Genomic DNA, 26,447 nt, shown 5'->3' with positions numbered 1-26,447 from the left:
TAAATGGGTTTGGCCTTAGAGGATCTCGCCGGCATGCTCATCCAGCAGACGGCGGGCGATGATAAGGCGCATAATCTCATTGGTTCCTTCCAGGATCTGGTGTACCCGTACATCACGGAAATGTCGCTCCAGCGGGTATTCGCGGATGTAGCCGTAGCCGCCGTGAATTTGCAGCGCGCTGTCACACACGGCAAACCCTATGTCTGTGGCAAAACGCTTGGCCATGGCGCAATAAGCCGTGGCTTCGGGATCACCGCTGTCCAGCTTAAATGCCGCCAGACGCACCATCTGCCGCGCGGCGACCAGTTCTGTGGCCATGTCAGCCAGCTTGAACTGCAGCGCCTGGAAGGCGGCCAGTGGTTTGCCGAACTGCTTGCGCTCATGCATATATTCGGTGGCGCGCTCAAGTGCAGCCTGAGCGGTACCCACAGAGCAGGTGGCGATATTGATGCGGCCGCCATCCAGGCCCTTCATGGCGAAGGTAAAGCCCTGGCCTTCCTCACCCAACAGATGATTGACCGGCACCCGCACGTTTTCAAAAGTAATGAGTCTGGTTGGCTGGGCGTTCCAGCCCATCTTGTCCTCGGCCTTGCCGTAGATAACGCCCTTGGCGTCTGCCGGGATGGCAATGGCCGAAATGCCCTTGGGGCCGGCCTCACCGGTGCGGCACATCACCACCAAAAGCTCGGTGGCGCCGGCACCTGAGATAAACATCTTGGAGCCGTTAATCACATACTCATCGCCGTCGCGCTCGGCGCGGGTGGCAAGTGAAGCGGCGTCACTGCCTGAACCAGGCTCGGTCAGGCAGTAAGAAGCCAGCTTGCTGCCTGTGGTCAGCGCTTCAGACCACTCGGCACGCAGACTTTGCTGGCCCCAGGTTGTCACCATCCAGGTGGCCATGTTGTGAATGGTCAGCATGGCTGTGGTGGCAGTGCAGCCCTTGGCCAGCTCTTCAAAAATAATCGAGGCATCCAGACGCGACAGGCCCATGCCGCCTTCCGACTCGGGAGAATAGAGTGAGCAGAATCCCAGCTCCCCGGCTCTTTGGATCACGTCTTTGGGAAAGTGATGCTCCTCATCCCATTTGGCGGCAAATGGGGCCAGTTCATCGGCGGCAAACTGACGGGCCAGCTCGGCGAATTGGCGCTGATCTTCGTTGAGATTGAAATCCATGCTTGACTCCTGTGCGCAGATCTCTGCGTCTTGCGGTGATCCGGTGATGCCGGATCTCTTGTTATTTACTGTTGCGATTAAAAAGGGGCACCGGCCATTGCCGGTGCCCTTGGGCTCACACTGTTACTTGAGGGCGATAGTCATGTTGGGACCAGAGGCGATATCAGACTCGAACCAACGGCTGGTGATGGTCTTGGTCTCTGTGTAGAAACGCACCGCTTGCTTGCCGTAGGCGTGCTGATCGCCGTAGAAACTGCCCTTCCAACCCGTGAAAGAGAAAAATGGCAGCGGCACAGGAATAGGCACGTTGATACCCACCTGACCCACTTCAATTTCATGCTGATACTTACGCGCCGCGGCGCCACTGGCGGTAAAGATAGAGGTGCCGTTGCCGTAAGGGCTGGCGTTAACCAACTCAATGGCATCTTCCAGCGACTCGGCTTCCATACAGCAGAGCACAGGGCCGAAGATCTCTTCCTTGTAGATGCTCATGTCCGTGGTTACCTTGTCGAACATGGTCGGGCCAACCCAGTTGCCAGACTCATAACCGGGTACAGTGCAGTCGGAACCATCGAGCAGACACTCGGCGCCTTCAGCCTTGCCCTCGGCGATAAGCTTGAGTACCCGCTCTTTGGCGGCCGGGCTGATGAGTGGGCCGTAACCGGCTTCCTTGTCATCCCAAAGACCGGGACGCACCTTGGACAGGGCTTCTTTCAGCTCAGGGATCCACTCTTTGGCGGCGCCGACAAACACAGCGACCGACAGCGCCATACAGCGTTGACCGGCGGCACCAACCGAGGCGCCCACCAGGTTATTGATCACTTGCTGCTTGTTGGCATCAGGCATGATCACGCAGTGGTTCTTGGCACCGGCAAAGGCCTGCACCCGCTTGAGGTTGTCAGTGCCTGTCTTGTAGATGTACTGACCCACGCCCACAGAACCCACAAAGGAAATCGCCTTGATATCCGGATGAGACAGCAGTACATCAACCGCCGTTTTGTCACCGTGAACCAGCTGCAGCACCCCCTTGGGAGCACCGGCCTGTTCAAACAGCTCCACCAGACGCTGCGGCGTCATTGGGTCCTGCTCGGACGGCTTGAGGACGAAGGTGTTGCCGCAGGCGATAGCCAGCGGGAACATCCACAGCGGGATCATCGCCGGGAAGTTGAATGGCGTAATCCCGGCGCAGACACCCAGCGGCTGAGTGTAGGAGTAGGTATCTATACTGCGGGCCACGTTCTCAACCGTTTCACCCATCAGCAAGGAGGCGATGTTGCAGGCATGCTCGGCCACTTCAATGCCGCGCCAGACATCACCCTTGGCATCTTCAAAGGTTTTACCCGTTTCCTGGGCCAAAATGGTGGCCAGCTCGTCATGGTGTTCTTTCAAAAGGTGTTGATAGCGCAGCATCACCCGAGCGCGTTCGGAAACGGCCACTTCCTTCCAGCTCTTGAAGGCTTCCTTGGCGCTGGCGATGGCGCGCTCAACTTCCGGCTGGGTCGCACAGTTGATAAAGGCGATGGTTTCATTGTTGGCCGGGTTGGTGACATTGATCTGCTTGCTGCCGGAACCGTTGACGAATTCGCCATCTATGTAGTGCTTGACTTGTGTGCTCATAAGAATTCCTTGTAAGTAGTGGAACGGCGCGGCAACAGCTCTTGTGGCTGCTTTTTGATGACGCCGTTTCCTGTCTTGTTGATTGCTTCAATTTGTTGCCGGCCGCTGCCGCGGCCGACTGGATATCAGATCTCAATCGCCATGGCAGTGGCTTCACCGCCACCTATGCACAGCGATGCCATGCCACGTTTGAGGCCTCGGGCCTTGAGCGCATGAACAAGAGTCACCAGCAGACGGGCGCCGGAGCAACCTATCGGATGACCGAGCGCACAGGCACCGCCATTGACGTTGACCTTGGCGGCATCCAGCCCCAACTCACTGATGGCCAACATGGTCACCATGGCGAAGGCTTCGTTGATTTCGAAAAGGTCGACCTCATCCTTGCTCCAGCCGGTCTGTGCCAAGAGTTTTTGCATGGCGCCCACGGGCGCCGTGGTAAACATGGCCGGCTCTTGGGAATGGGTAGCGTGGCCCTTGATGGTGGCCATCACTGCCAGCCCCAGGTTTTCGGCCTGCTCACGGCTCATCAGCATCAAACTGGCGGCACCGTCGGAAATCGAACTGGAGTTGGCGGCGGTAATGGTGCCGTCTTTGGCAAAAGCGGGCCGTAGCGCCGGGATCTTGTCAGGGCGGGCATTGCCGGGCTGCTCATCGGTATCAATCAGTGTATCGCCGCGGCGGCTGCTTACGGTTACCGGGACTATCTCCTCCTTGAAGGCACCTGAGGCGATGGCCGCATTGGCTTTTTCCAGTGAGCTCAGGGCAAAGGCGTCCATGGCTTCACGGGTCAGGCCAAAATCGTCGGCAGTTTTCTGGGCGAAAGTTCCCATGGCGCCACCTGTGTAGGCATCTTCCAGCCCATCGAGGAACATATGATCCAGCACCTTACCATGGCCCATACGCATGCCGCCGCGAGCCTTATCCAGCAGATACGGCGCCTGACTCATGCTCTCCATACCACCGGCAATCACAATATTGGCACTGCCGGCCTTGATAAGATCGTGCGCCAGCATCACGGTTTTCATCCCCGAGCCGCACACCTTGTTGACTGTGGTTGCGCCAACAGACTGGGGCAAACCTGCCCCCAAAACCGCCTGTCTGGCAGGGGCCTGCCCCAGACCAGCCGGCAATACACATCCCATCAGCACTTCATCGACCTGTTCGCCCTTCACTCCTGTAGTTTCCATCAAGGCCTTGATGCTGAAAGCCGCCAGCTGAGGAGAAGGCACAGTGGAAAGACAGCCCTGAAAACCGCCCATGGCAGTTCGTTTGGCGGCGACGATAACAATATCCTGAGGACGACTCATTGTTGACTCCCTTGTTGGGCACCCAAACACCGGCCCAACAGCAGGCCGGCGGTGTTAGGTGCAGCAAATTTGCACTCTATTGCTGCCACTTTGACGTTTACGCGAACGTAAGGCAAGTACTAATTAGTCTAATACAGGCTCTGTTTATAGGTATTTTTGTCAGGGAGGATTTACAGCAGGATGACAGCTTGTGCCCTGAAAGAAAGCCAAAACACTACGGCTTAGAAAAGGTTAGGGAAGGAAGTACCAGTTTGAGGAAGCATAAGCAGTAGAGGCTGACGCCATCTGGCTTAATATGAGCTAAGCCCTTTAGGACTTAGGGAAGGTGCCAATAAGTCCTAGTGGCACTCTAGCTTACACAGCAATTGGCGTTCAAGGCATCTGACTGAAGGCATGCCGGGGCCTGGCGAAGTCGGATAACGCAGAGAGCCGGTTGCTGTGAAAGCCCCGAAGGGCGTGGCTTACAGGCCTGCCTGCTGTGTTGTGCCTCTAGCAAAGGACTCGAGCCATTTGCTGCGAACCACGCCTTGCATCCAGGCCCGTAAGCCGGCGCAGAGCACACATGGGACTTGTTCGCACCTTCCTTGAGTCACAAGACTGCGACTCCCGCCAACAAAACATTTGGCGTTACGGGCTCAGCCACTCTGTTCCCAGGGCGTAATAGCACTGAGATCCGATAAGTCATAAGGGGTCAACTGGTAGACATAATAGTTGAGCCAGTTGCTCACCAACAGACTGCCGTGACTATACCAACGGGCAATAGCTTCAGCCTCTGGGTCATCGTTGCGGAAATAGTTTTGCGGGATCTTGGGCGCCAAACCGGCCGCCAGATCTCTTTGGTACTCATCTTTAAGGGTCGACTTGCGATACTCTGGATGCCCCATCACAAACAGGTTGCGATTGTCCTTACTGATCACCAGATAGGCACCGGCTTGGTCTGACTCGGCCAGCACTGTCAGTTCGGGATGCGCCTTAAGCTCGTCCACATCCATTTGGGCATAGCGGGAGTGCGGAGCATAAAACTCATCATCAAAGCCGCGCAGCAAGGGCACATGGGCGCGAATACGCCTGTGCTGATAAACCCCGGAGCATTTTTCAGCGAGGATCTTGCGCTCGAGTTGATACAGGTGATAAAAACCGGCGTGGGCCGCCCAGCAGAGAAACAGTACCGAGGTAACATGCTCCTGTGACCAATCGATAATCTCGCGGATATGATCCCAGTAAGTGACCTCCTCGAAATCCAGCTGTCCCAGTGGGGCGCCAGTGATGATCAGGCCGTCATAGTTGCGATGGCGTACATCTTCAAAGTCACGGTAAAAGGTATTGAGATGATCGGTCGGCGTATGTTTGGACTCTTTGTCGTGGATCCTGAGCAGGTCGATATCCACCTGCAACGGAGTATTGCCCAAAAGCCTCAGCAACTGGGTTTCTGTCTCAATCTTGTTGGGCATCAGATTGAGGATCAACACCTTCATCGGCCGTATATCCTGCATCGCCGCCCGGCTCTCGGACATAACAAAAATGTTTTCCGACTCAAGAACGCCGGCGGCTGGCAGGTTATCGGGTATTCTTACGGGCATAAAAACGCCTCTCCTGAACTATCCAGGGCAAGGCGCTTGGCTTGGTATACCTGTTAGCGCCCTACCTTTTGCACCATGACTGATACCGGCTCAGCCTTGTCGATATCGACAAGATAAGCCTGGGTATTGATAAAGAGTAAGTCATCCTTGAGGGTGATCCTGGCACTGACACTGTAGCTGTGGCCACTCTGGAACTGATCCCGGGCAAGAATAAACTTAAAAGGCGTTGGGCTGGTCACGCTGTCGCGCTGAATAACCGCCAGCACTTCTGCCGGAGCATCCGCCTTTGAAACGTCCTGAACCTGAACCGTCAGCACAGCTTCCGGTGGCAGGGCAATACGTTCGCGGTACCAGACATCGCCATCAATTTCGACTGTGGCATTCGGGGTCGCACAACCTGTGAGTGCCATCATTCCTGCTACAGCCGCCATCATTGGCAGTCGCAGCCAGTTGCCTGTCATTTTCATTGCTAGCTCCTAATCATACACAAAGACTTCTGGATGTCTATACATCCAAGTTTAATCGTTGAGAACCTGGGAGGATAATCCTATCATAGGACTCCATTTTTGAGTTCAAATATCCTTATGACACAAGCAACTGCGATTATTGTGGGCGCCAGCTCGCTCCTCAGCCGTGAAATAGCCCGCCGCCTGGCCGATGAAGGCACTAAACTGGCATTGCTGGCACAGGATCCCGACTCATTGAAAGAGTTTGCCGCCACCCTGGCAACCGAGGCTCAGGTGTTTGGCCTGGACATAGATAAACCGCAAACCTTGATAGCCGAGCTGGAACAGATTTGGCAACAGTTGGGTGGCGCACATCTGGTGTTGGTCAATACCGGACTCAACTCCTATCATCCGGATCTGCCTTGGCAGTTGGAAAATGAGATCATCAGTGTCAATGTCCGTGGCTTTGCCGCCGTTTGCAACACAGCTTTCAGGCTGTTTCGCGAGCAGGGTTATGGCCAGCTTGCGGCCATCAACTCCATTGCCGGTCTTCGCGGTGGCCCCAGCGTAGCCTTTCATGCCTCCAAAGCCTTTGGGATGAACTATCTCGAGGGGCTGTCCATGCATGCCCAAAGGCTCAAGCTACCGATCACCATCACGGATATTCAGTTGGGTTTGTTGGATAAGGCCGCGCTGCAGCAGAGCAGGCTATGGCTATCCCCCGTAGATGTGGTTGCCGGGCAAATCATCCGCGCCCTGCAAAAAGGCAAGCGCCGGGTCTATGTCACCAAACGCTGGGCGACGGTTGCCTGGCTCACCAAACTGCTGCCCGAGTTTATCTACAATACCCGCCACTGGAAGGTGAAGAAACGCAAGGGGCAAGCGGAATAATCTTTTAAAGCGACAGCCGCTGTTCCAATTGCCGGCGAATGGTTTCCTTAAGCCAGCGCAACTTGGAATTGTGGCTGTTGCGTTTGTGCCACATCAGGGTAAAGAGAATGGTGAGTTTTTCCCTATCTTCCGCAACCATTGGCAATGGCCGGGTCACCAGCTCAGGGCATGTCCTGGCCGCATAGGTCCGGCAATAGCCAGGAGCCGTGGTTAACAGCTGCGACCCGGGCTGTGATGCCAGCCATAAAGATTGCTCAAACAGGGAAACCGACAACGCGATATCCCGCTTCAGACCTTTTTCAGCCAGCAGGCTATCCAGAGCCCAGCCCTCACATTTTTCCCACTCGATATTGATTTGCCGATACTCAAGGAATGTCTCCAGGTTCCAGACTTGCTGCAGTGCGGGATGATCTTTCCGCAGATATACCAAGGGCTCGTCGCTGAACAAGACCTCATAATCCACGGCCGCAGGCAAGAGTGCCAGCGTCTCCCGCGAGCCGGGATGACTCTCACGCCCCGATAGCCCCAAATCAGCCTTGCCGGAAATAATGGCGTCCAAGGAGTCATAGTCCCAATTGCGGATCCGCACCACGGAATCAGGGAAATGGGCATCAATCAACCCCGGAAGTTCAGGCAACAATTCGAGGTAGAATGGTGACTCCAACATCAGCTGAAACTCTACCCCTTTGGGGACTTCAACATTGCGTTTGGCAACTATACTGCTGGCCAACTGAAACAGCTCGGCCAACTCTTCGGCCAATGCCAACGCCAATGGCGTCGGCAGCAGGCCCTGGGGAGAACGAACCAATAGAGGGTCATCGAACCAATGACGTAACTTGGTCAAAGATTTACTTACGGCAGAAGGTGTTACCGACAGGCGTTTGGCCGCTCTGGTAACACTACGCTCACTGAGGAGGATCTGCAGCGTGACCAAGAGGTTAAGATCGAGGCGATGTAAGGCTCTGTTCATCTTGCTTCCATTGGCTATTGGTCTTAATTGGAGCGCGCGAGGTAAAATACAGCAGTATGATGCTGCCCAAAGCGGCGATCAGCAAGCTCAGTATCAACATAGTGCTCGCCGTCAATCCAAACCAGGCACTTATCGCAATGAAGGCTCCAGACCAACTTATCTGGCAGATCCCCAATATGGAACTTGCCAGAGCCGAGCGCTGAGCAAAGGGGGCCAGAGCCTGGCTCATAGTGACCCCGAACCCCACAGAAAAACCGGCGCAAACAAAGCCAATGCCCAGCAAATATAGCCAAAGCTCTGCGGCCAGAGACGCAGCCAACAGCAGTACAGTGGCCGCCAAGGCAAAAGCCAGTTGCGACAGTTGCAACATGCGTTGTTGGCCAATCGAATCTATTAGCCAGGGAGAAACAAAGGCCATAACCATGCTTATCAGTGCCAAACCACCCATGGCTGAGGCGTAGCCACCACTGTCGAGCCCTAACTGCTCCATCAACAGCATGGGCGAAGTATTGACGAAGGTGAGTATCGCCGTCACGGCCAGACAACTGATCAATAAGCGACTGATGAAAGTCACACAGAGCAAGGATTCACCGGCTATCAATTCTTCCGCCGTCTTGGCCGGAAGCGACTCTTGCAAACCCAAACACAAAATCAGCGCCGCCGCAGCCAACAAAGCCATCAATACAAACAGCGCCGGCCAGGGAAAATACTGCAAAACCAAATGCCCCAGCACAGGCGCTAGAACCGGCACTATGCAGGTAATTCCATTTATCATCGACAAGACTTTGGCTCGTCTTTGGTCATCAAGCACATCCCGCAGAATGGCAAAGGTCACCAGATAGGCCGCCCCGGCACCTATACCCTGTCCGGCCCTGGCAAACAAAAACGCCGTGATTGATAGAGTCGTGGCGGCCCAAATCGACGACAGCACAAAAATCAACGCTCCGCAAAGGGCTACCGGCTTGCGCCCGAGCCTATCGGCAAGATGCCCACCGAGCAACATGGCCAGAGCCATGCCCGCCAGATAACAGGAAAAGGCGTTGTGCAATTGGGCCTCATCGGCGTTTAGGATGAGGGCTATCTCGGGCAAGCCAACCAAGTAGAGATCGATCCCCAATGGATAGAGTAAAACCAAGGCAAAGGCACAGATAAGGTAATAACGCATGATCAGTTGATAGAGCAGGAATTTGCTTGTCAGCATAAATGCCCGGACTGATGCCAGCGAGTTGCCATCAAGACAAGAGTATTTTCCTCAGAGGAAAAACATACAGCTGACGCCAATGACAAAAAAGGCGCCAGAGGCGCCTTTTCAATAGTTGGGAGCTTTGGGTTGGGAGCTGGATTTGGGGGAGATCAGAAGGTGTAACCGACACTGATCATATAGACCCAAGGATCTATGTCAGTATCAACAACCTGCTCGGCACCGCCCATAGTGAATTTCACGTCTGTGCTGATCTTGGCGTACCACACAGAAGCATTTACCAGCCAATTATCGTTGATCTGATAATCCAGACCCACTTGTGCAGCCCAGCCCCAAGAGTTGCTCAAACTCAGGTTATCCAGACCCAGACCTTTAGCTTCATCGGTGAAGTCATTGTCGAAGAAGTTGGTGTAGTTAACACCGACACCCACGTAAGGACGCAGCTTGGACTCGGCATTACCGAAGTAGTACTGGGCCACCAAGGTAGGCGGCAGGTGCTTGGTTTCGGCAATCTTGCCGAGTGCCCCCAGAGATACGTCATGGCTGAACGGGGTAGCGGCCAACAGTTCGATACCAAAGTTATCTGTCAGCATATAGCCGAAGTTCAGACCCAACTGGGTGTTATTGTCCACGCCAAAAGAGGCGATATCGGCCACAACCGGGCTGGACTCGTCCGGGGCTACCACAACGGCACCGGCACGAACAATAAAGTCACCGGCCTTGTGGGCCAGTGCAGGGGCAGCAACAGTAGAAAAAAGGGCGGCGGCAATCAATCCTGATACGATATTTTTTTTCATCATCTCACTCCGTAGCGACAACACAGCGCTTTGTTTTTTATTACATCCATAACAACTGAGGCCACACTGCCAGATTTAACTCTTCACATTTTTGATCTGCATCAAGCGTTTTAATAGGTACCTAGATTTAGATACAACAAGCGCGAAACAGATCACACAAAATAAAGATTTATTGATATTACACCTTTAAAATAAGTGAGCCAGTTCAAAACTCCACTAACCCCAAAGTGAAAGAAAAGTACATTTTTCGAGCAATGACGCTCGAGGTGCTCACAACCAAAAATTAACAATCAGTCACAGTAAGATATGCTGACCAGCACTTACAGAATGGTGTTTTTAACTGGAGAGAAAAGGAAGCAGAGGATGCCAAATAACTGCAATCGGCAAGATAAATGTGTCAGAGAATGCTTGAGAAAGTACTCAGTAAAGCCTCTTGAGCAACGGATAGTTTGCCAACCAATTCTTGGCCTTGAGCCGACTCTCGAATACGCCGGGAGTGCTCTTGGGATTAGGACTGAGTTCCAGCGCCAGTAATGGGCCAAGCGGGAACAGATTGAGCAGTTGCAGCTCCCCTGCCCTCAACCTGACAGCCAGGGCCGTTTGCTGCTCTGGCCAGTAACTCATGGCATCAATCACTGAAGTATAGGGTTTATGGTGGTTTTTAAGGTGCATTCTGGCCTGGTTCTTTACCGACCATGGTAAGTCGAGTGCTGTGGCCAACTTGGCCTCATAGGCCCTGTCGGTGACTTCCGAGCTGTCGTTTGGCTCAAAGTAGAGCACATCTATGTCGCTGAGCCTGGATACACTGCCGTGCAACTTGTCCCACACCAGATTACGGACAAATCCTGCGACGACCCAGGCATCAATAGGCCCAAGGTTTGCAACACACTCAAGTACCTGCATTCGCATCCTGTCCTGCATGAGCCAGTTTTCAATCAGCTCAGCCGCCTCACTTTCACTGACCTGCTGCGGCCCTCTCGGCTCTAACTCATCATTTGCCACCATAGCCCCCTTAAAAAGACAAAAGCCCCCGCAGGCGGAGGCTTTCGATTCTAACTCAAGCTATCACTTCTCTTCAGTGTCTCTATCCATGTTCTCTGTATTTTCCAACCAGAGAGCATTGATGATACCGAAGGAACAAGCCAATAAAATGCCGAGTATCCAAGTGAAATACCACATAATTCAGGCTCCTTAGTAAAGTGATGTGCTGTTGTTTTCAATGTGCTGACGGTTCAGACGGCCATACATCTTGTAGTAAGTCCAGCAGGTGTAACTCAGCACTGTTGGTACAAAGATGATCGCAACCCAAGTCATCACAGTCAGAGTCATCTGGCTGGCAGTAGCGTCCCACATGGTCAGACTGACGTTAGGCTCCTGTGATGAAGGCATCACGAATGGGAACATAGCCGCGCCACAGGTCAGGATGATACCGGCAATGGCCAGTGAGCTGAACAGGAAGGCGAAACCGCTACGCCCCATACGGCTGGTCAGCAGCACCAAGGCCGGCGCCAACAGGCCCAAAGCAGGGAACAGCATGGTCACTGGGTACTTGTCGTAGTTGGCCATCCAAGCACCGGAAACAACTTCAACTGTCTTCATGGTTGGGTCAGATACGGCGTTAGTATCCAGAGCCGAAGTCACCACATAGCCATCAATACCGGTAGCCAGCCACACACCGGCTGCACCGAACAGTACAATCAGCAGCAGTGCGGTCAACTGTGAAGCTGCAGCGGCGCGATTGCGCAGCTCACCTTCGGTCTTCATCTGCAACCAGCAAGCACCCTGCATCATGAACATACAGGCACTGACCAGACCGGCCAACAGGCCAAAGCCATTGAGCAGACCGAACAGGCCACCATCATAGTGGGCACGCAGGTACTCGTCGAAGCTGAAAGGCACGCCTTGCAGCAGGTTACCGAAGGCAACACCTATAATCAGCGGAGGAACAAAACCTGCGACAAACAATGCCCAGTCCCAGCTCTTGCGCCAGCGTGGATCTTCTATCTTGGAGCGATAGTCGAAACCTACGGGACGCAGGTACAGCGCCAGCAACACTATGATCATGGCCACGTAAAAGCCGGAAAAAGAAACGGCATATACAGTAGGCCAAGCGGCGAACAGGGCACCGGCACCGGTGATCAACCACACCTGGTTACCATCCCAGTGAGGAGCAACCGTGTTAATCATCACCCGGCGCTCGGTATCGTCCTTACCCAAGATTGGCAGTAAGGCACCTACCCCCATGTCAAAGCCATCAGTAATAGCGAAGCCTATGAGCAAGACGCCAACTAACAACCACCAGATAAATCTTAATATTTCATAATCAAACATAATGAAATCCCTCTGCTCAGGCTTCTAGTTTTTCAAAGTGATAACGGCCGGTCTTGAGACTGCTTGGACCCAGGCGCGCAAACTTGAACATCAGGAAGAGCTCGATAACCAGCAGCACAGTGTAGAACAGAGTAATGCTGATGATACTGAACCAGAGATCGGCCGCCGTCAGGCTGGAAGCAGACACAAAGGTCGGGAGAATCTCGGAGATAGTCCATGGCTGACGACCATACTCGGCCACAAACCAACCACACTCGATGGCGATCCAAGGCAGAGGCAAGCTGTAGAGCGCAGCTTTGAGTACCCACTTCTTCTCTTCAATCTGATGACGGGTGCTCTGCCAGAAGGCAGCTGCAAACACTACCAGCATGACGAAACCAAGGCCCACCATGATACGGAAGCTCCAGAACAGCGGTGCTACGCTTGGAATAGAATCCCTTGCGGCCGCCTTAATCTGCTCTTCGGTGGCATCGACCACTTTATCTGTGTAGCGCTTCAGCAACAGACCGTAACCCAGGTCAACTTTCTGCTCTTCGAAAGCCGCGCGAACCGCAGGATCTTCCTCAATAGCAGGGTCAGCCTTGGCGGCACGCAACTGCTCAAGCAGGGCATAAGCCTTCATACCGTTGCGGATGCGAACTTCGTGCTCGGCGATCAGATCCTTGATTCCTGTCACTTCTTCATCGATAGAACGAGTAGCTATGATACCCATGGCATATGGGATCTTGATGGCATAGTCGGTATGCATGGTTTCCTGGTTAGGGAAACCTATCGCAGTAAAGGCTGCCGGAGCAGGCTCTGTGTGCCATTCAGCTTCAATCGCTGCCAGTTTCACCCGCTGAGCTTCACCAACTTTATAACCGGATTCGTCACCCAGTACGATAACAGACAGGATAGAGGCCATACCAAAACTCGCCGCAATGGCGAAAGAGCGGCGGGCAAATGGCAGGTCACGCTTCTTGAGGATGTAGTAAGAACTGATAGCCAAAACAAACATGGCACCGGCCACATAACCGGAAGCGACAGTGTGAACAAATTTAACCTGAGCGACTGGGTTAAATACCACTTCCGCGAAGCTGGTCATTTCCATACGCATGGTTTCATAGTTGAACACGCTACCCACAGGGTTTTGCATCCAGCCGTTGGCGACCAGGATCCACAGCGCAGACAAATTACTTCCCAATGCAACCAACCAGGTCACAGCCAAGTGTTGACGCTTGGAGAATCTGTCCCAACCGAAGAAGAACATACCCACGAAAGTGGATTCCAGGAAGAAGGCCATCAAGCCCTCAATCGCAAGAGGAGCACCGAAAATGTCACCCACATAGTGTGAGTAGTAGGACCAGTTGGTACCGAACTGGAACTCCATTGCCAGACCTGTGGTAACCCCCAGGGCAAAGTTAATACCGAAAAGTTTGCCCCAGAATTTAGTCATGTCCTTGTAGATCTGCTTATCTGTCATCACATAGAGTGATTCCATGATTGCCAGCAGGAAGGCCAAACCCAAAGTCAAAGGAACAAACAAGAAGTGATACATGGCTGTCAGCGCGAATTGTATGCGCGATAGCTCAACGACTTCTTCAACTATCATTTGTGACTCCTTACATGGTGCTCCGCCCGTTGTCTTCAGATCCCCATCAAAGACAACAGGTGGTGAGTTGGATAGCTTAGTTCATTAATTTCTTATCTACCCGGAAACCCGGATAAACCACCCAAATGATTCGCGTTGCTGCGCTTTAACTCACCAAAAGCTTAAAAATCGGTTTTTGGCGGCCTTAACGAGAGACGAATCACGCTTTTGCAGATTTATGCGATCAGCATCAGCATTTGCCAGTGTTCCAATATTTGCAAATTATTTAATATCAGGCACTTGCGTTATTAGTTCAGCTAAGATTTGCCCTGATTTTATACCACTTGAATTTGACGCAAATCAATCAAACTCCGGGCTTTAGCTGGGTTTTGCGGAGGGGCACACAGCCACCAAGGATGAGTATTGACTTTGTGGCAAAATCCTGTTAGAGCATTTGCACCAACTATAAATAATCCATCATTTTGGATGCTTTAGGTAAAAACATATACAAACAAGCTAAAATAAACTTTTTAACAATTTTCAAGGTTAAATATGCTAACTCAAATCGTGTGACTTCGATCTCATTATTTTTTAACCTTTTGATTATGGTGAAATAAATAAAAGCCAATTAACCAAACATAAAAACCACCAAAAATTCAGATTAATTTTTCTAATCTCATATCATATTATTTCTCGTTTGATAAAGCCGCCAGGGTTGACTAATATGTAGCCTGTGTTAAGGAGACGCTCGGGTCGGCCGACATCAATATCTGCAGACCTTCCTCCGCGCACATTGACTGAACTTTGTGTGGAGATATCGTTATGAAAAAGTTTTTTGAACGTCTGGTTAACTGCTACAAGCCTGTTTTTGTTGAACTTTACAAGTCTCAACTGGTTTACTAATCACAGCTGAGCAACTGCTTGTCTTGAAGTTTTGTTAGCGCAAAACGGCCCCATAGGTATTCCTATGGGGCTTTTTCGTCTCTGCAGCCATTAAAGAGTGATTCCAGCCTTAGTCCGGCTTTAGCCTGTTAAGCGCTGTAAAGCCTGCATTTTGACACTTCAATACATAAGAATATATTGAACAAAGTGCAACCTATTGATGATTTAAAGTTTTTACTGTAGGGCAAAAGTTAAATAAAAAAGGCGGGTTATAAATACCCGCCTTTTTTTACCCTTTATGGGATGATTTTTAACCTTATCCCAACTTCACTCTGGCGTTACGGAACATTCTCATCCAAGGGCTGTCTTCACCCCAGTTTTCCGGATGCCAGGAGTTGGCGACTGTGCGGAACACCCGCTCAGGGTGAGGCATCATGATGGTGACTTTGCCATCCAGGCTACAGATCCCGGACAAGCCGTTGGGCGAGCCGTTGGGGTTCTGTGGATACAAGCTGGCCACCTCACCTTTACCATTGACATAACGCAGCGCCACAGTGCCGCTCTGCTCGGCAGCCGCCATGGCGGCAGCTGAAGCAAACTCGGCACGCCCTTCCCCGTGGGAAACGGCAATCGGCATTCTGGAGCCGGCCATACCGCTGAAGAACAGCGATGGGCTTTGCTGCACTTCCACCAGGCTAAAACGCGCTTCAAAGCGTTCAGAGCGGTTACGGACAAAGTGCGGCCAATGCTCGGTACCCGGAATGATCTCCTTGAGGTTGGAGAGCATCTGGCAACCGTTACAAACACCCAGAGCAAAGCTGTCGGCACGCTCGAAGAAGCGGCTGAAGTCCTCACGGGCACGGCTGTTGAACAGGATGGACTTGGCCCAACCTTCACCGGCGCCCAATACATCACCGTAAGAGAAGCCACCACAGGCCACCAGCCCCTGAAACTCTTCCAGGCTGATACGGCCACTGAGGATATCCGACATATGCACATCGCGGCTTTCAAAACCGGCACGCTCGAAGGCGGCTGCCATCTCGATATGCGAGTTGACCCCTTGCTCACGCAAAATCGCCATCTTGGGCGCAGCGCCCTTGAGGATATAAGGAGCAGCAACATCTTCTGCCGGATCAAAGCTTAAGTTAACCGTCAGGCCGGGATCGGTTTCATCCAGCTTGAGGTCAAACTCTTCACGGGCACACTCAGGGTTGTCCCTGAGCGCCTGCATTCTGTAGGTGGTTTCAGACCAGAGCTTACGCAGCTCCGTACGTGAAGCACTATAAATTTCAGCACATTGATCCTGGATACGGATGCGGCCATCGTCGCTCAGCTCTGCTATCGGATGACAATCCACACCGGCATCAGTGTAAGCCTTGATAATCTCGGCGGCTTGGTCTTTGCTCACCTGCAGCACGGCGCCCAACTCTTCGTTGAACAGGCGCGCCAGGGCGCTGCCGGCCAGCGCAGAAATATCCACATTCAGGCCAGTGTGACCGGCGAAGGCCATTTCCACCAAGGTGGTGAACAGACCGCCGTCACTCTTGTCGTGGTAAGCCAGCAAGCTCCGCTCGGCCACCAACTGCTGAGTCACCTCGAAGAAACCTTTCAATACGGCTGCCTGATCCAGATCCGGCGCGATATCGCCAAGCTCACCGAACACCTGCGCCAGGCAGGAACCGCCCAGACGAGTCTTGCCCTTGGCCAGATCGGCCAGCAACAATACAGTTTCGCCCTTGTCGGTACGCAGCTCAGGAGTCACGGTATTGCGAATGTCGCGCACCGCACCGAAGGCAGAGATGATCAGCGACATAGGGGCGGTAACCGCCTTCTGCTCGCCCTTGTCTTCCCAGGCGGTCTTCATCGACATCGAGTCTTTGCCCACGGGAATGGTCAGTTCAAGCTCGGGACACAGCTCTTCGCCCACCGCCTTGACCGCCTCATAGAGTCCGGCATCTTCACCTGGGTGACCGGCTGCAGACATCCAGTTGGCCGACAGCTTAATGCGCTTCAGTGAGCCGATATCGGCACCGGCCATGTTCAGCAAGGATTCGGCCACGGCCATCCGCGCCGAGGCGCCAAAATCCAGCAAGGCCAGCGGAGTGCGCTCGCCCATGGACATGGCTTCGCCCACATAGCTGTCGAACGAGGCGGCGGTAACGGCGCAATCCGCCACAGGTACCTGCCAGGGGCCGACCATCTGATCGCGGTTCACCAAGCCGGTTACCGTGCGATCGCCTATGGTGATCAAGAAACTCTTGTCGGCAACGGTTGGCAGAGTCAGCACCCGCTTAACGGCTTGTGCGAGATCGATGGAAGCTTCATCCAGCGCCGCAGACTGCGCCTTTTGACTCACTACATCACGGCTCATCTTGGGTGGTTTGCCCAGCAAGACTTCCAGCGGCAAGTCGATAGGCTTGTTGTCAAAGTGCTCGTCGCTCAGGCTCAGGTGCTGCTCGGCAACCGCCTCGCCCACCACGGCAAATGGCGCACGCTCGCGCTCACAAATGGCGGCGAAGGTATCCAGGTTTTCGGCTGCCACAGACAGCACATAACGCTCCTGCGATTCGTTACACCAGATCTCCAGCGGGCTCATGCCTGGCTCATCGGAAGGCACGTTACGCAGCTCAAACTTACCGCCGCGACCGGCATCGCTTACCAGCTCAGGGAAGGCGTTGGACAAACCACCGGCGCCCACATCGTGAATAAACTGGATAGGGTTGGCATCGCCCATCTGCCAGCAGCGGTCGATAACCTCCTGACAGCGGCGCTCCATTTCCGGGTTTTCCCGCTGCACCGAGGCAAAGTCCAGATCTTCACTGGACTGGCCGGACGCCATGGAGGAAGCCGCGCCGCCGCCAAGGCCAATGTTCATCGCCGGGCCACCCAGTACAATCAGCTTGGCGCCTAAGGAGATCTCTCCTTTCTGTACGTGCTCTTCACGAATGTTGCCAAGGCCGCCGGCCAGCATAATAGGCTTGTGATAACCGCGCACCTCGACACCGTTGTGGCTGCAAACCTGCTGCTCGTAGGTGCGGAAGTAACCCAGCAGGGCCGGACGACCGAATTCGTTGTTGAAAGCGGCGCCGCCCAGAGGGCCGTCGATCATGATATCAAAGGCAGTCACAATCCGGTCCGGCTTGCCGTAGTCACCTTCCCAAGGCTGCACAAAGCCCGGGATCTTGAGGTTGGATACGCTGAAGCCGGTTAACCCCGCCTTGGGCTTGGAGCCGCGGCCGGTAGCGCCTTCGTCACGGATTTCACCGCCAGAGCCTGTTGCAGCACCAGGATAAGGACTGATGGCGGTCGGGTGGTTGTGGGTCTCCACCTTCATCAGAATATGCATCGGCTCTGTGTGATAGCGATAAACGCCGTCACTGTCGGGGAAGAAACGCCCGGCTTCAAAACCTGTCATTACCGCGGCGTTGTCTTTATAGGCCGACAACACATAGTCCGGGGTCTTCTCATAGGTATTCTTGATCATCTTGAACAGCGACTTTGGCTGCACTTCACCGTCAATGGTCCAATCGGCGTTGAAGATCTTGTGACGACAGTGCTCTGAGTTCGCCTGGGCGAACATCATAAGTTCAATGTCGTTGGGGTTGCGCTCAAGGCGCAGGAAATTGGTGACCAGGTAGTCGATTTCATCATCGGCCAACGCCAGGCCCATTTCGCGGTTGGCGATTTCCAGCGCTCTGCGGCCTTCGCCGAGAATGTTGACGCTGACAAAAGGCTTGGGCTCAGTGCGGGCAAACAGCACATCGGCCGCTTCAAAGCTGTCCAGTACCACTTCCATCATGCGGTCATGCAGCAGCGCCTTGAGGCTCTTGAGCTGTTCGCAGCTCAGAGCGTCGGATTCCACATAGTAAGCCAGACCGCGTTCCAAACGTTTTACCTGCTTGAGGCCGCAGTTTTGGGCGATATCGGTGGCTTTGGAAGACCAGGGAGAAATAGTACCGGGACGGGGAGTAACAAAAAGGAGAGTGCCTTGGGGCTCGTGGGATTCGATGGCCGGACCGTAGGTTAGAATCTTACTCAACTGCGCTTGGTCATCGGGGTTGAGCGCTTCGCTCAGATAAGCCAAATGAACATATTCGGCATAGATTTGCTTTACCGGAAGCTGGGCGGCTTCACAGGCCTGCATCAGCTTTTGCACTCTGAATGCCGAGAGTGCGGGGGCTCCGCGGATGATCTCCATCACGTCTTATCACCTTATTATTTATAATTACAGGGTCAGAGGTGGCGCTATTATAGGTAAATGCGCCCTACAAATCACCTCAGACTTTGCTTAAAACAGTGTTTCCTGTGATATAAAGTAATCCTATGGGGTAATATACCCTCCGGTGCCTGCCCCCATGGTTCAATCATGGGGATACCAGGCCTGCAACCAAGACACAATTCATTGAATTTATTTACAAATTAATCAAACAAAAGGAATAACCCCTATCTCAGCGGCAAACCACAGGCTAAGGGCTTTTACCGATAGATAATGAAACGATTCACCGCGACTCTCACCCTGATAATCTTGCTGGCAGGCTGCCGGCAAGCTGTCGTGGATGAAGCTCAGGTAATCCCTGCGGTGAATGAGGCCAAGGAACTCAGGGTTGGCACCCTCTATGGCCCACAAATCTATGTTTCTTCCACCCAGGGCAGTGCCGGGTTTGATTATGAGATGGCGGCGCGTTTCGCCGACTTTCTCGGCAAGCCGCTGGAGATGAAGCCCTATGGCAATATCAATGAGCTCTACCAGGCGCTGAAACAAAACGAGATAGATTTGATTGCCGCCGGGCTGTCGGATACCCGTAGCCGCAGACAGCAGTTTCGTCTGGGACCACCGCTTTATCGGGTCAATCAGGTGATGGTCTACCGCGCCGGCACCCCTGTCCCCAAAGATCTCAACGCCCTGGATGCGCCTGTTACTGTGATAGCCGACTCGTCGTTTGTGGAAACCCTGAACCGACTCAAGGCAGATAATCCCAACCTTGAGTGGCAACAGGTCGCAGATAAAGATAATGAAGAGCTACTGAGCATGATAGCCAGCGGCGAACTCAGCTACACCATTTCAGATTCCACCAGCATCAATATCAATCGCCGTTTTATGCCTGAGCTGAGATCCGGCCAGGTGCTGGAGCAGCAACAGGCTGTGGTTTGGCTGTTGCCACCCAGGGGCAGCGATCAACTGATGAGCCAACTGCTGCGTTTCTGGCACCAGGAACAAAGAGACGGCACGCTGGAACACTTGGTGGAAAAGTACTTCGGCCATGTCAAACGTTTCGACTATGTCGACACCCGCGCCTTTATCCGCGCAGTCGACAGCAAGCTGCCCAAGTACCGCCATCTGTTTGAAACCTATGCCGGTGAACTCGACTGGCGTAAGCTGGCCGCCACCAGTTATCAGGAGTCGCACTGGAACCCCAGGGCCCGCTCACCGACCGGCGTGCGCGGCATGATGATGCTGACCCTGGCAACCGCCAAACAGTTGGGAGTGGAGAATCGCCTCGATCCCGAGCAGAGCATCCGTGGCGGTGCCCGCTATCTGAGCGACATTTTGGTGCGCCTGCCTGAGTCTATTCCGGAGGAGGAGCGGATGTGGTTTGCCCTCGCCTCTTACAACATAGGCTACGGCCATGTGGAGGATGCCCGTAAGTTGGCACAGGCCAGCGGCCTTAATCCCAGTGCCTGGAAAGATCTCAAGCAGGTATTACCCTTGCTGCAAAAGCGCAAATACTACCAGCACACCCGCTATGGCTATGCCAGAGGCAACGAGGCGGTGCATTATGTCGACAGCATTCGCCGTTACTACGACACTCTGGTGTGGATAGACAATCAGGCCAAACTGGAAGCCCTGGCCAAAGAGCAGGCTCAGGAAGAGGCGGCACAAAGAGAAGCTGAATCCCAGGCCGGGGAAGAAACCGAACTCAGCGGTGCCCAGCCCAACTGAAAACCCCGCACACGACTCATTTTCGCGCCAAACAGTCTGGCTTTGATGCGCAGCCCGCCATTTGGGGCTGGCGCAAGCTTAAATAAGCTGTTAGCTTGTCATTGATGCCAAAAAACTAACAAAGACATCTAAATAAACTAAGGTAAGCTTATGAAAAGAAAGACCATTAACAATGCAATGGCCCGTCGCCGCAGCCTGGTTAAAACCCGTCACAAACGCATTCTCAACCGTCACAAACTCTTCTTCAGTTTTCTGCAGCAGGCGGATTAAGCTTCCTTGCCTGCTTCAATGCCTTCTGCTCCTGTCTGCGTCGCCTGAAAAAGGCGCTCAACTGTTCGCTGCACTCCTGTTCCATCACCCCGGCACTGACCGCCAACTTGTGATTGAACAGGGGATGACGTACCAGATCCAGCACTGAACCGGCCGCGCCTGTCTTGGGATCGGCAGCCCCGTACACCAGTCTCCCCACCCTGGCATGCACCATGGCCCCGGCGCACATGGCGCAAGGCTCCAGCGTCACATAGAGGGTAGTATCCAGCAAACGGTAGTTTTCCAGTTGACTACCCGCCTGCCTGAGGCAGAGAATTTCCGCGTGGGCACAGGGGTCGTTGGCGGCAATAGGCTGGTTCCAGCCGCAGGCAATAAGCTTGTCATCTTTGACCAGCACGGCCCCTACCGGCACTTCCCCGAGGGCCTCAGCCTTTTGCGCCATCTCCATGGCCAACTGCATCCAATGTAAGTCGCGATTCTCTGTCATTCTATTCATCCGTTCTCAATGCGGCGCCAGTATAACTGGCATGAATACCAGTACCAAATCCGATATCCGCGGATATCGACTCTTTCGGCGCCAGCATGCGGCATAGACTCAAGGCCGCTCCAGGATCCTCGGGCCCGCTCCTTCCTGCCCCAGCACATCATCTGGGTTTCTGAGTGGACATTCGGCCAGCGATAAACAACCACAGCCTATGCAGCTGTCCAGCTCGTCCCGCAGCCGGGTCAGCTTCTTGATCCTCTCATCCAGCGAGGCCCTTAACTCGGCGGAAATGGTCCGCCACTGCGCCGCCGTCAACTTGGCGTTGGTGCCATATTTGGCCAGTGCCTGCTTTATCTCCTCCAGCGGCACTCCGGTGCGCTGCGCCACCTTGATGATGGCAATCAACCTAAGCACAGTCGAGGGAAAGCGCCGCTGGTTGCCACTGCTGCGCTGGCTGCTGATAAGCCCTTTTGACTCATAAAAGTGAATAGTGGACACCGGTACCCCACTGCGTTTGGCGACCTGGCCTATGGTCAGAGCACCGCGGGATGCCCCTTCGTCATCATTTTCAGGTTCGACAGTAAATTTTGTGTTCATTGACTATTGACCTCAAGTTAACTTGAGGTTTTATAGTGCCGCCGAAGGAATAAATCAACCCCCGCCAAGGATGGCCCCTTTACATAAACGACAAAAAACACAGGAAACTTGTCGCTATCATGATCAACAAATCCCTATCTCTGATGCTTGGCCTTTCGCTGCTTCTCGGCCTGGGTCTTACCTACGGCCTGAAAGCCGATGATGAGGCTGACAGTGGCGGCCATGGCTATGGCCCTGTGGCTGTGTCATTGGCCAGCGTGCAACAAATCAGCCTGCCACAGCAACTCGACGCCGTCGGCGAACTGGAAGCCGCGGCCCAAATCGCCGTCGCTGCCGAGACATCTGGCCGGGTGACGGCGCTGCACTTCGACTCGGGGCAACAGGTTAAAGCCGGTGAACTCTTGGTGCAGCTCAATGATGCGGTGGAGCAAGCCGAACTGTTGCAGCAAGAGGCGCAGTTACTGGCAGCCGAGAGTGCCTATCGGCGTCTCGTTAGCCTGGCCGCCGATAATCTGGCCTCCAGGGAAGCACTGGACAATGCGCTGGCCGAGCGCGATATAGCCCGCGCCGCTGTCGCCCGAACCCAGGCTCAGATAGCCCAAAAGGCCATCAAGGCCCCCTTCTCCGGTACCTTGGGGATCCGCAAAATTCACTTGGGCCAATACCTTGGTGCCGGTGAAACCATCGCCCAATTGGTGGATGACAGCCAGCTCAAAATCAACTTTGCCATCAGCGAAGCCCAGGCCGATAAACTTGAGCTTGGGCAGACATTGCAACTCTGGACAGACTTACGCCCCGATGAAAGCTGGCCCGCCAGGCTGAGCGCCATAGAGCCGATTGTCGGCAGCTCACGAATGCTGCAACTGCAGGCGATATTGCTGCCAAAACCTATTGACGGCGAGTCCGATGATAAAGAGGGAGTCGACGACAAGCCTGCCGAAAAGGCGGCCAGCTATCCAAGCCAGGAGAATGGCGCCGCCAAGCTGAGAGCCGGCATGTTTGCCCGGGTAGCATTGGAAAAGTCCAGACGCCATGCGCTGATGATCCCCGAAAGCGCCATCACCTATAACACCTGGGGCGAAACCGTGTTTCGGGTCGATGTCGGAGAACAAAGCCTCACGGCCCACAAAGTGGCGGTTAAAACCGGCCAACGTCAGAATGGCTGGGTCGAGGTCATCTCCGGCCTGTCGCTTGATCAACTAGTGGTCACCTCCGGTCAACTCAGGCTGAGCGATGGCGTCCAGGTCAGCAGCACGGGCCAGGACAGCCTCACCGCAGCGCTGCTTTATCAGAGCAAGGGGCAATCACAATGAGATTCACCGACCGTTTTGTCGAGCGTCCTGTGCTGGCACTGGTGGTCAGCAGTCTTATCCTGTTGCTGGGGCTGTTCTCCGTTGGCAAGTTGCCGGTGCGCCAATATCCGCAGCTGGAAAACGCCACTATCAGTGTGACAACCCAATATCCCGGCGCCTCGGCCGAGCTAATGCAGGGCTTTGTGACCCAGGTGCTGACTCAGGCGCTGTCATCAGTGGAGGGCGTCGATTTTATCTCCTCATCCTCCACCCAGGGCCGCAGTCAAATTCAACTCAGGATGACACTCAACAGTGACTCCACCCAGGCTCTGACCGAAGTGATGGCCAAGGTCAGTGCCGTGCGCTACAAATTGCCCAAGGATGCCTTCGATCCTGTTATCGAGCGCTCCTCGGGTGAATCCACCGCCGTGGCTTATGTCGGTTTTGCCAGTGACAGCCTGAGCATTCCGGCCCTGACCGACTATCTGTCGCGGGTGGTCGAGCCCAGATTTGCCAGCATTACCGGTGTGGCCAAGGTCCAGCAGTTTGGCGGTCAACAACTGGCGGTGCGCCTGTGGCTCGACAGCGACAAGCTTGCCGGACGAGGCCTGACGGCCGCCGATGTGGCCGATGCGCTGCGACGCAACAACTTTCAGGCCGCTCCCGGTGTGGTCAAGGGCCAGTTTGTTGTCGCCAATATTAAGGTGAATACCGATATCACTGATGTCGCAGCCTTTCGCGATCTGGTATTGAAAAACGATGGGCGGGACTTGGTACGCCTCGGTGATGTCGGCACTGTGGAACTGGGCGCCGCTTCCAAAGAAAGCAGCGCCTCCATGGATGGTCAGGCAGCTGTGCATCTGGGGCTATTTGCCACCCCTAAGGGCAATCCTCTGATCATTGTGGATGGCATTCGCAAACAGTTGCCGGAGATCCGCAAAACCTTGCCGCCGGGTGTTCGGGTGGAACTTGCCTATGAAAACGCCCGCTTTATTCAGGCATCCATAGATGAAGTGCTGCGCACCTTGCTCGAAGCACTGCTGATAGTTGTACTGGTGATCCTCTTGTGTCTCGGGTCGCTGCGCTCTGTGCTGATCCCGATAGCCACCATTCCCCTATCCATGCTCGGCGCCGCTGCACTGATGCTGGCCTTTGGTTTCAGCATTAACCTGCTCACTCTCTTGGCCATGGTGCTGGCCATAGGCCTGGTGGTGGATGACGCCATTGTGGTGGTAGAAAATGTCCACCGCCATATCGAAGAGGGGAAACACCCGGTGGCAGCTGCCCTGATAGGCGCCCGCGAAGTGGCCGGCCCTGTGATAGCCATGACCATTACCCTGGCGGCGGTTTATGCCCCCATAGGCTTGATGGGCGGCCTCACCGGCAGCCTGTTTCGTGAGTTTGCCCTGACCCTGGCCGGTGCTGTACTTGTCTCCGGCATAGTCGCCCTGACCTTATCGCCGGTAATGAGCTCAATGCTGCTGCAACCTAAGCAGAGCGAAGGCCGACTGGCTCGCGCTGCCGAGCATTTTTTCGAGCGCTTGGGCGATAGCTATGGCCGTCTGCTGAAATGGTCGCTCGCCCACAGAACCCTTAGCTTGGGCTTCGCCCTGCTGGTGATGCTTGCTCTTCCATGGCTCTATTTGCAGCCGCAGCGGGAATTGGCCCCCACGGAAGATCAGGCCGGCGTATTAACCGCCATCAAGGCGCCGCAACATGCCAATCTCGAGTATGCCGAGCACTTCAACCGGCAGTTGGATCAAATATTTACCCGGATCCCGGAAACCCAGGGTACCTGGATAATCAATGGCACCGACGGCCCGGCGGCCAGTTTCGGCGGTATCAATCTCAGTGACTGGAGTGAACGCAGCCGCGACGCCAGTGCTATTCAGGCCGAGCTGCAGCAACTGGCGGGCACTATCCCGGGCAGCAGTATCTTTGCCTTCCAGTTGGCGCCCCTGCCCGGTTCCACCGGCGGGCTGCCGGTGCAGATGGTATTGCGCTCCCCCGGCGCTTACCCCGAGCTTTATCAAACCATGGAGCAAATCAAGCAGGCGGCGCGCCAGAGCGGTTTGTTTGTCGTGGTAGACAGCGATCTGGATTACAACAACCCAGTGGTGCAACTCAGTGTCGACAGGGCCAAGGCCAACAGCTTAGGGGTGAGGATGCAGGATATCGCCGAGTCATTGGCGCGGCTGGTGGGCGAGAACTATGTCAATCGCTTCGCCATGGATGGCCGCGCCTATGATGTGATCCCCCAAAGCCTGAGGGAACAACGCCTCTCGGCCGAAGAGCTTGGCAAACAGTATGTACGCAGCACTGATGGCACTCTGGTGCCCCTCTCCGGCCTGGTCACACTCGAGCGCGGAGTCGAGCCAAACCGTCTGAGTCAGTTCGGCCAGCAAAATGCCGCCACCTTGCAGGCGATTCCAGCGCCGGGAGTCAGCATGGGGCAAGCTGTGGCCTTCCTCGAGCAGCAGCTTGCAGCACTGCCCGCCGACTACAGCCATGACTGGCAGTCTGACTCGCGCCAATATGTGCACGAAGGCAACAGTTTGGCCTTTGCCTTTATCGCTGCACTGCTGATCATCTATCTGGTGCTGGCGGCGCAGTATGAAAGCCTGATTGACCCGCTTATCATTCTGATCACTGTGCCTTTGTCCATCTGCGGCGCCCTGCTGCCACTGGCGCTGGGGTTGACCACTCTCAATATCTACACCCAGATAGGGTTGGTCACTCTGATAGGCCTTATCAGTAAACACGGTATTTTAATGGTGGAGTTTGCCAACGAGCTGCAACAGCAAAAACAGTTGAGCCGTCAACTGGCGATACTGGAAGCCGCCAGGATCCGACTGCGGCCGGTGCTGATGACCACGGCCGCCATGGTATTTGGGCTTATCCCCATGCTGTTTGCCAGCGGCGCCGGTGCCGCCAGTCGTTTCGGTCTGGGCCTGGTGATCGTTTCCGGCATGTTGATAGGCACGCTGTTTACCCTGTTTATATTGCCGACCATCTACACCCTGCTGGCACGGGACCATACCCGCATAGATGAAAGACAGCAGCAGTTGGCGCCTGTATTGCAGAGCCAGTAACTCGGG

19 protein-coding genes are annotated in these 26,447 nt (G+C 54.4%); 4 read left to right on the top strand and 15 right to left on the bottom strand.

Annotated elements, in window-relative coordinates:
- Positions 1 to 15 precede the first annotated feature (15 nt).
- From E1N14_RS07810 to E1N14_RS07790, 5 genes are all read right to left on the bottom strand, one after another.
- Entirely contained in the window at positions 16 to 1,173 is a 1,158-nt protein-coding gene (locus E1N14_RS07810; RefSeq protein WP_025009787.1) for an acyl-CoA dehydrogenase family protein, read from the bottom strand.
- A 123-nt stretch (positions 1,174 to 1,296) separates the two neighbouring features.
- The gene (locus tag E1N14_RS07805; RefSeq protein ID WP_025009786.1) at positions 1,297 to 2,790 is read right to left on the bottom strand and encodes a CoA-acylating methylmalonate-semialdehyde dehydrogenase; all 1,494 of its coding nucleotides are present in this window, start codon (positions 2,788 to 2,790) and stop codon (positions 1,297 to 1,299) included.
- 125 nt (positions 2,791 to 2,915) lie between these two features.
- Positions 2,916 to 4,097, bottom strand: a complete 1,182-nt coding sequence (locus E1N14_RS07800) for a thiolase family protein (RefSeq protein ID WP_025009785.1) — start codon at positions 4,095 to 4,097, stop codon at positions 2,916 to 2,918.
- Positions 4,098 to 4,732: 635 nt separating this feature from the next.
- Complete coding sequence (gene metA, locus E1N14_RS07795; protein WP_025009783.1) at positions 4,733 to 5,677, bottom strand: homoserine O-acetyltransferase MetA; 945 nt, start codon at positions 5,675 to 5,677, stop codon at positions 4,733 to 4,735.
- A 53-nt stretch (positions 5,678 to 5,730) separates the two neighbouring features.
- Positions 5,731 to 6,144 (bottom strand): YbaY family lipoprotein, encoded by a 414-nt coding sequence (locus E1N14_RS07790; RefSeq protein WP_025886564.1) that lies wholly within the window; start codon positions 6,142 to 6,144, stop codon positions 5,731 to 5,733.
- 117 nt (positions 6,145 to 6,261) lie between these two features.
- On the opposite strand from E1N14_RS07790, the gene E1N14_RS07785 reads away from it, so the two are divergent.
- Positions 6,262 to 7,014: an SDR family NAD(P)-dependent oxidoreductase gene (locus tag E1N14_RS07785; protein ID WP_062793778.1), complete on the top strand. Its 753-nt coding sequence runs from the start codon at positions 6,262 to 6,264 to the stop codon at positions 7,012 to 7,014.
- 4 nt (positions 7,015 to 7,018) lie between these two features.
- On the opposite strand, the gene yidZ is transcribed toward E1N14_RS07785, so the two are convergent.
- The 8 genes from yidZ to purL form a co-directional block, all read right to left on the bottom strand.
- Positions 7,019 to 7,984 (bottom strand): HTH-type transcriptional regulator YidZ, encoded by a 966-nt coding sequence (gene yidZ / locus E1N14_RS07780; RefSeq protein ID WP_062793779.1) that lies wholly within the window; start codon positions 7,982 to 7,984, stop codon positions 7,019 to 7,021.
- Positions 7,953 to 9,185, bottom strand: coding sequence for an MdtL family multidrug efflux MFS transporter (locus E1N14_RS07775; protein WP_243889818.1), 1,233 nt, complete (start codon positions 9,183 to 9,185; stop codon positions 7,953 to 7,955). Before E1N14_RS07775 ends, yidZ begins: the two co-directional genes overlap by 32 nt.
- 152 nt (positions 9,186 to 9,337) lie before the next feature.
- On the bottom strand, positions 9,338 to 9,985 hold the full coding sequence (gene ompW, locus E1N14_RS07770; protein ID WP_025009781.1) for an outer membrane protein OmpW: 648 nt from the start codon (positions 9,983 to 9,985) through the stop codon (positions 9,338 to 9,340).
- 417 nt (positions 9,986 to 10,402) lie between these two features.
- On the bottom strand, positions 10,403 to 10,987 hold the full coding sequence (locus E1N14_RS07765; protein WP_025009780.1) for a nucleotidyltransferase family protein: 585 nt from the start codon (positions 10,985 to 10,987) through the stop codon (positions 10,403 to 10,405).
- Positions 10,988 to 11,047: 60 nt separating this feature from the next.
- Positions 11,048 to 11,161 carry a cytochrome bd-I oxidase subunit CydX gene (cydX, locus tag E1N14_RS07760; protein WP_025009779.1) on the bottom strand — a complete coding sequence of 38 codons (114 nt, stop codon included), beginning with the start codon at positions 11,159 to 11,161 and terminating at the stop codon, positions 11,048 to 11,050.
- Between the two features lie 12 nt (positions 11,162 to 11,173).
- Positions 11,174 to 12,313, bottom strand: a complete 1,140-nt coding sequence (gene cydB / locus E1N14_RS07755; protein ID WP_028779211.1) for a cytochrome d ubiquinol oxidase subunit II — start codon at positions 12,311 to 12,313, stop codon at positions 11,174 to 11,176.
- Positions 12,314 to 12,329: 16 nt separating this feature from the next.
- Positions 12,330 to 13,904, bottom strand: coding sequence for a cytochrome ubiquinol oxidase subunit I (locus E1N14_RS07750; protein ID WP_025886552.1), 1,575 nt, complete (start codon positions 13,902 to 13,904; stop codon positions 12,330 to 12,332).
- 1,177 nt (positions 13,905 to 15,081) lie between these two features.
- Positions 15,082 to 18,963, bottom strand: coding sequence for a phosphoribosylformylglycinamidine synthase (purL, locus tag E1N14_RS07745; protein WP_062793780.1), 3,882 nt, complete (start codon positions 18,961 to 18,963; stop codon positions 15,082 to 15,084).
- Between the two features lie 291 nt (positions 18,964 to 19,254).
- Here purL and mltF point away from each other — a divergent pair, with 291 nt between their 5' ends.
- A complete protein-coding gene (gene mltF / locus E1N14_RS07740; RefSeq protein WP_062793781.1) occupies positions 19,255 to 20,706 on the top strand; it encodes a membrane-bound lytic murein transglycosylase MltF in 1,452 nt (483 codons plus the stop codon).
- 244 nt (positions 20,707 to 20,950) lie between these two features.
- Here the strand turns inward: mltF and tadA are convergent, their stop codons facing one another.
- Together tadA and soxR are read right to left on the bottom strand one after the other, a co-directional pair.
- Entirely contained in the window at positions 20,951 to 21,463 is a 513-nt protein-coding gene (gene tadA / locus E1N14_RS07735) for a tRNA adenosine(34) deaminase TadA (RefSeq protein WP_025886545.1), read from the bottom strand.
- Positions 21,464 to 21,571: 108 nt separating this feature from the next.
- Entirely contained in the window at positions 21,572 to 22,057 is a 486-nt protein-coding gene (gene soxR, locus E1N14_RS07730) for a redox-sensitive transcriptional activator SoxR (protein WP_051546888.1), read from the bottom strand.
- Between the two features lie 119 nt (positions 22,058 to 22,176).
- Here soxR and E1N14_RS07725 point away from each other — a divergent pair, with 119 nt between their 5' ends.
- Both E1N14_RS07725 and E1N14_RS07720 read left to right on the top strand, forming a co-directional pair.
- Positions 22,177 to 23,370, top strand: coding sequence for an efflux RND transporter periplasmic adaptor subunit (locus tag E1N14_RS07725; RefSeq protein WP_025009777.1), 1,194 nt, complete (start codon positions 22,177 to 22,179; stop codon positions 23,368 to 23,370).
- Positions 23,367 to 26,441 carry a MexW/MexI family multidrug efflux RND transporter permease subunit gene (locus tag E1N14_RS07720; protein ID WP_062793782.1) on the top strand — a complete coding sequence of 1,025 codons (3,075 nt, stop codon included), beginning with the start codon at positions 23,367 to 23,369 and terminating at the stop codon, positions 26,439 to 26,441. Before E1N14_RS07725 ends, E1N14_RS07720 begins: the two co-directional genes overlap by 4 nt.
- The last annotated feature ends 6 nt before the right edge of the window (positions 26,442 to 26,447 follow it).

Origin of the sequence: Shewanella algae (assembly GCF_009183365.2) — a bacterium.
GTDB classification, from domain to species: domain Bacteria; phylum Pseudomonadota; class Gammaproteobacteria; order Enterobacterales; family Shewanellaceae; genus Shewanella; species Shewanella algae.
Note: the sequence above shows the minus strand (reverse complement) of the source record. Positions and strands in the feature narration are given on the sequence as shown.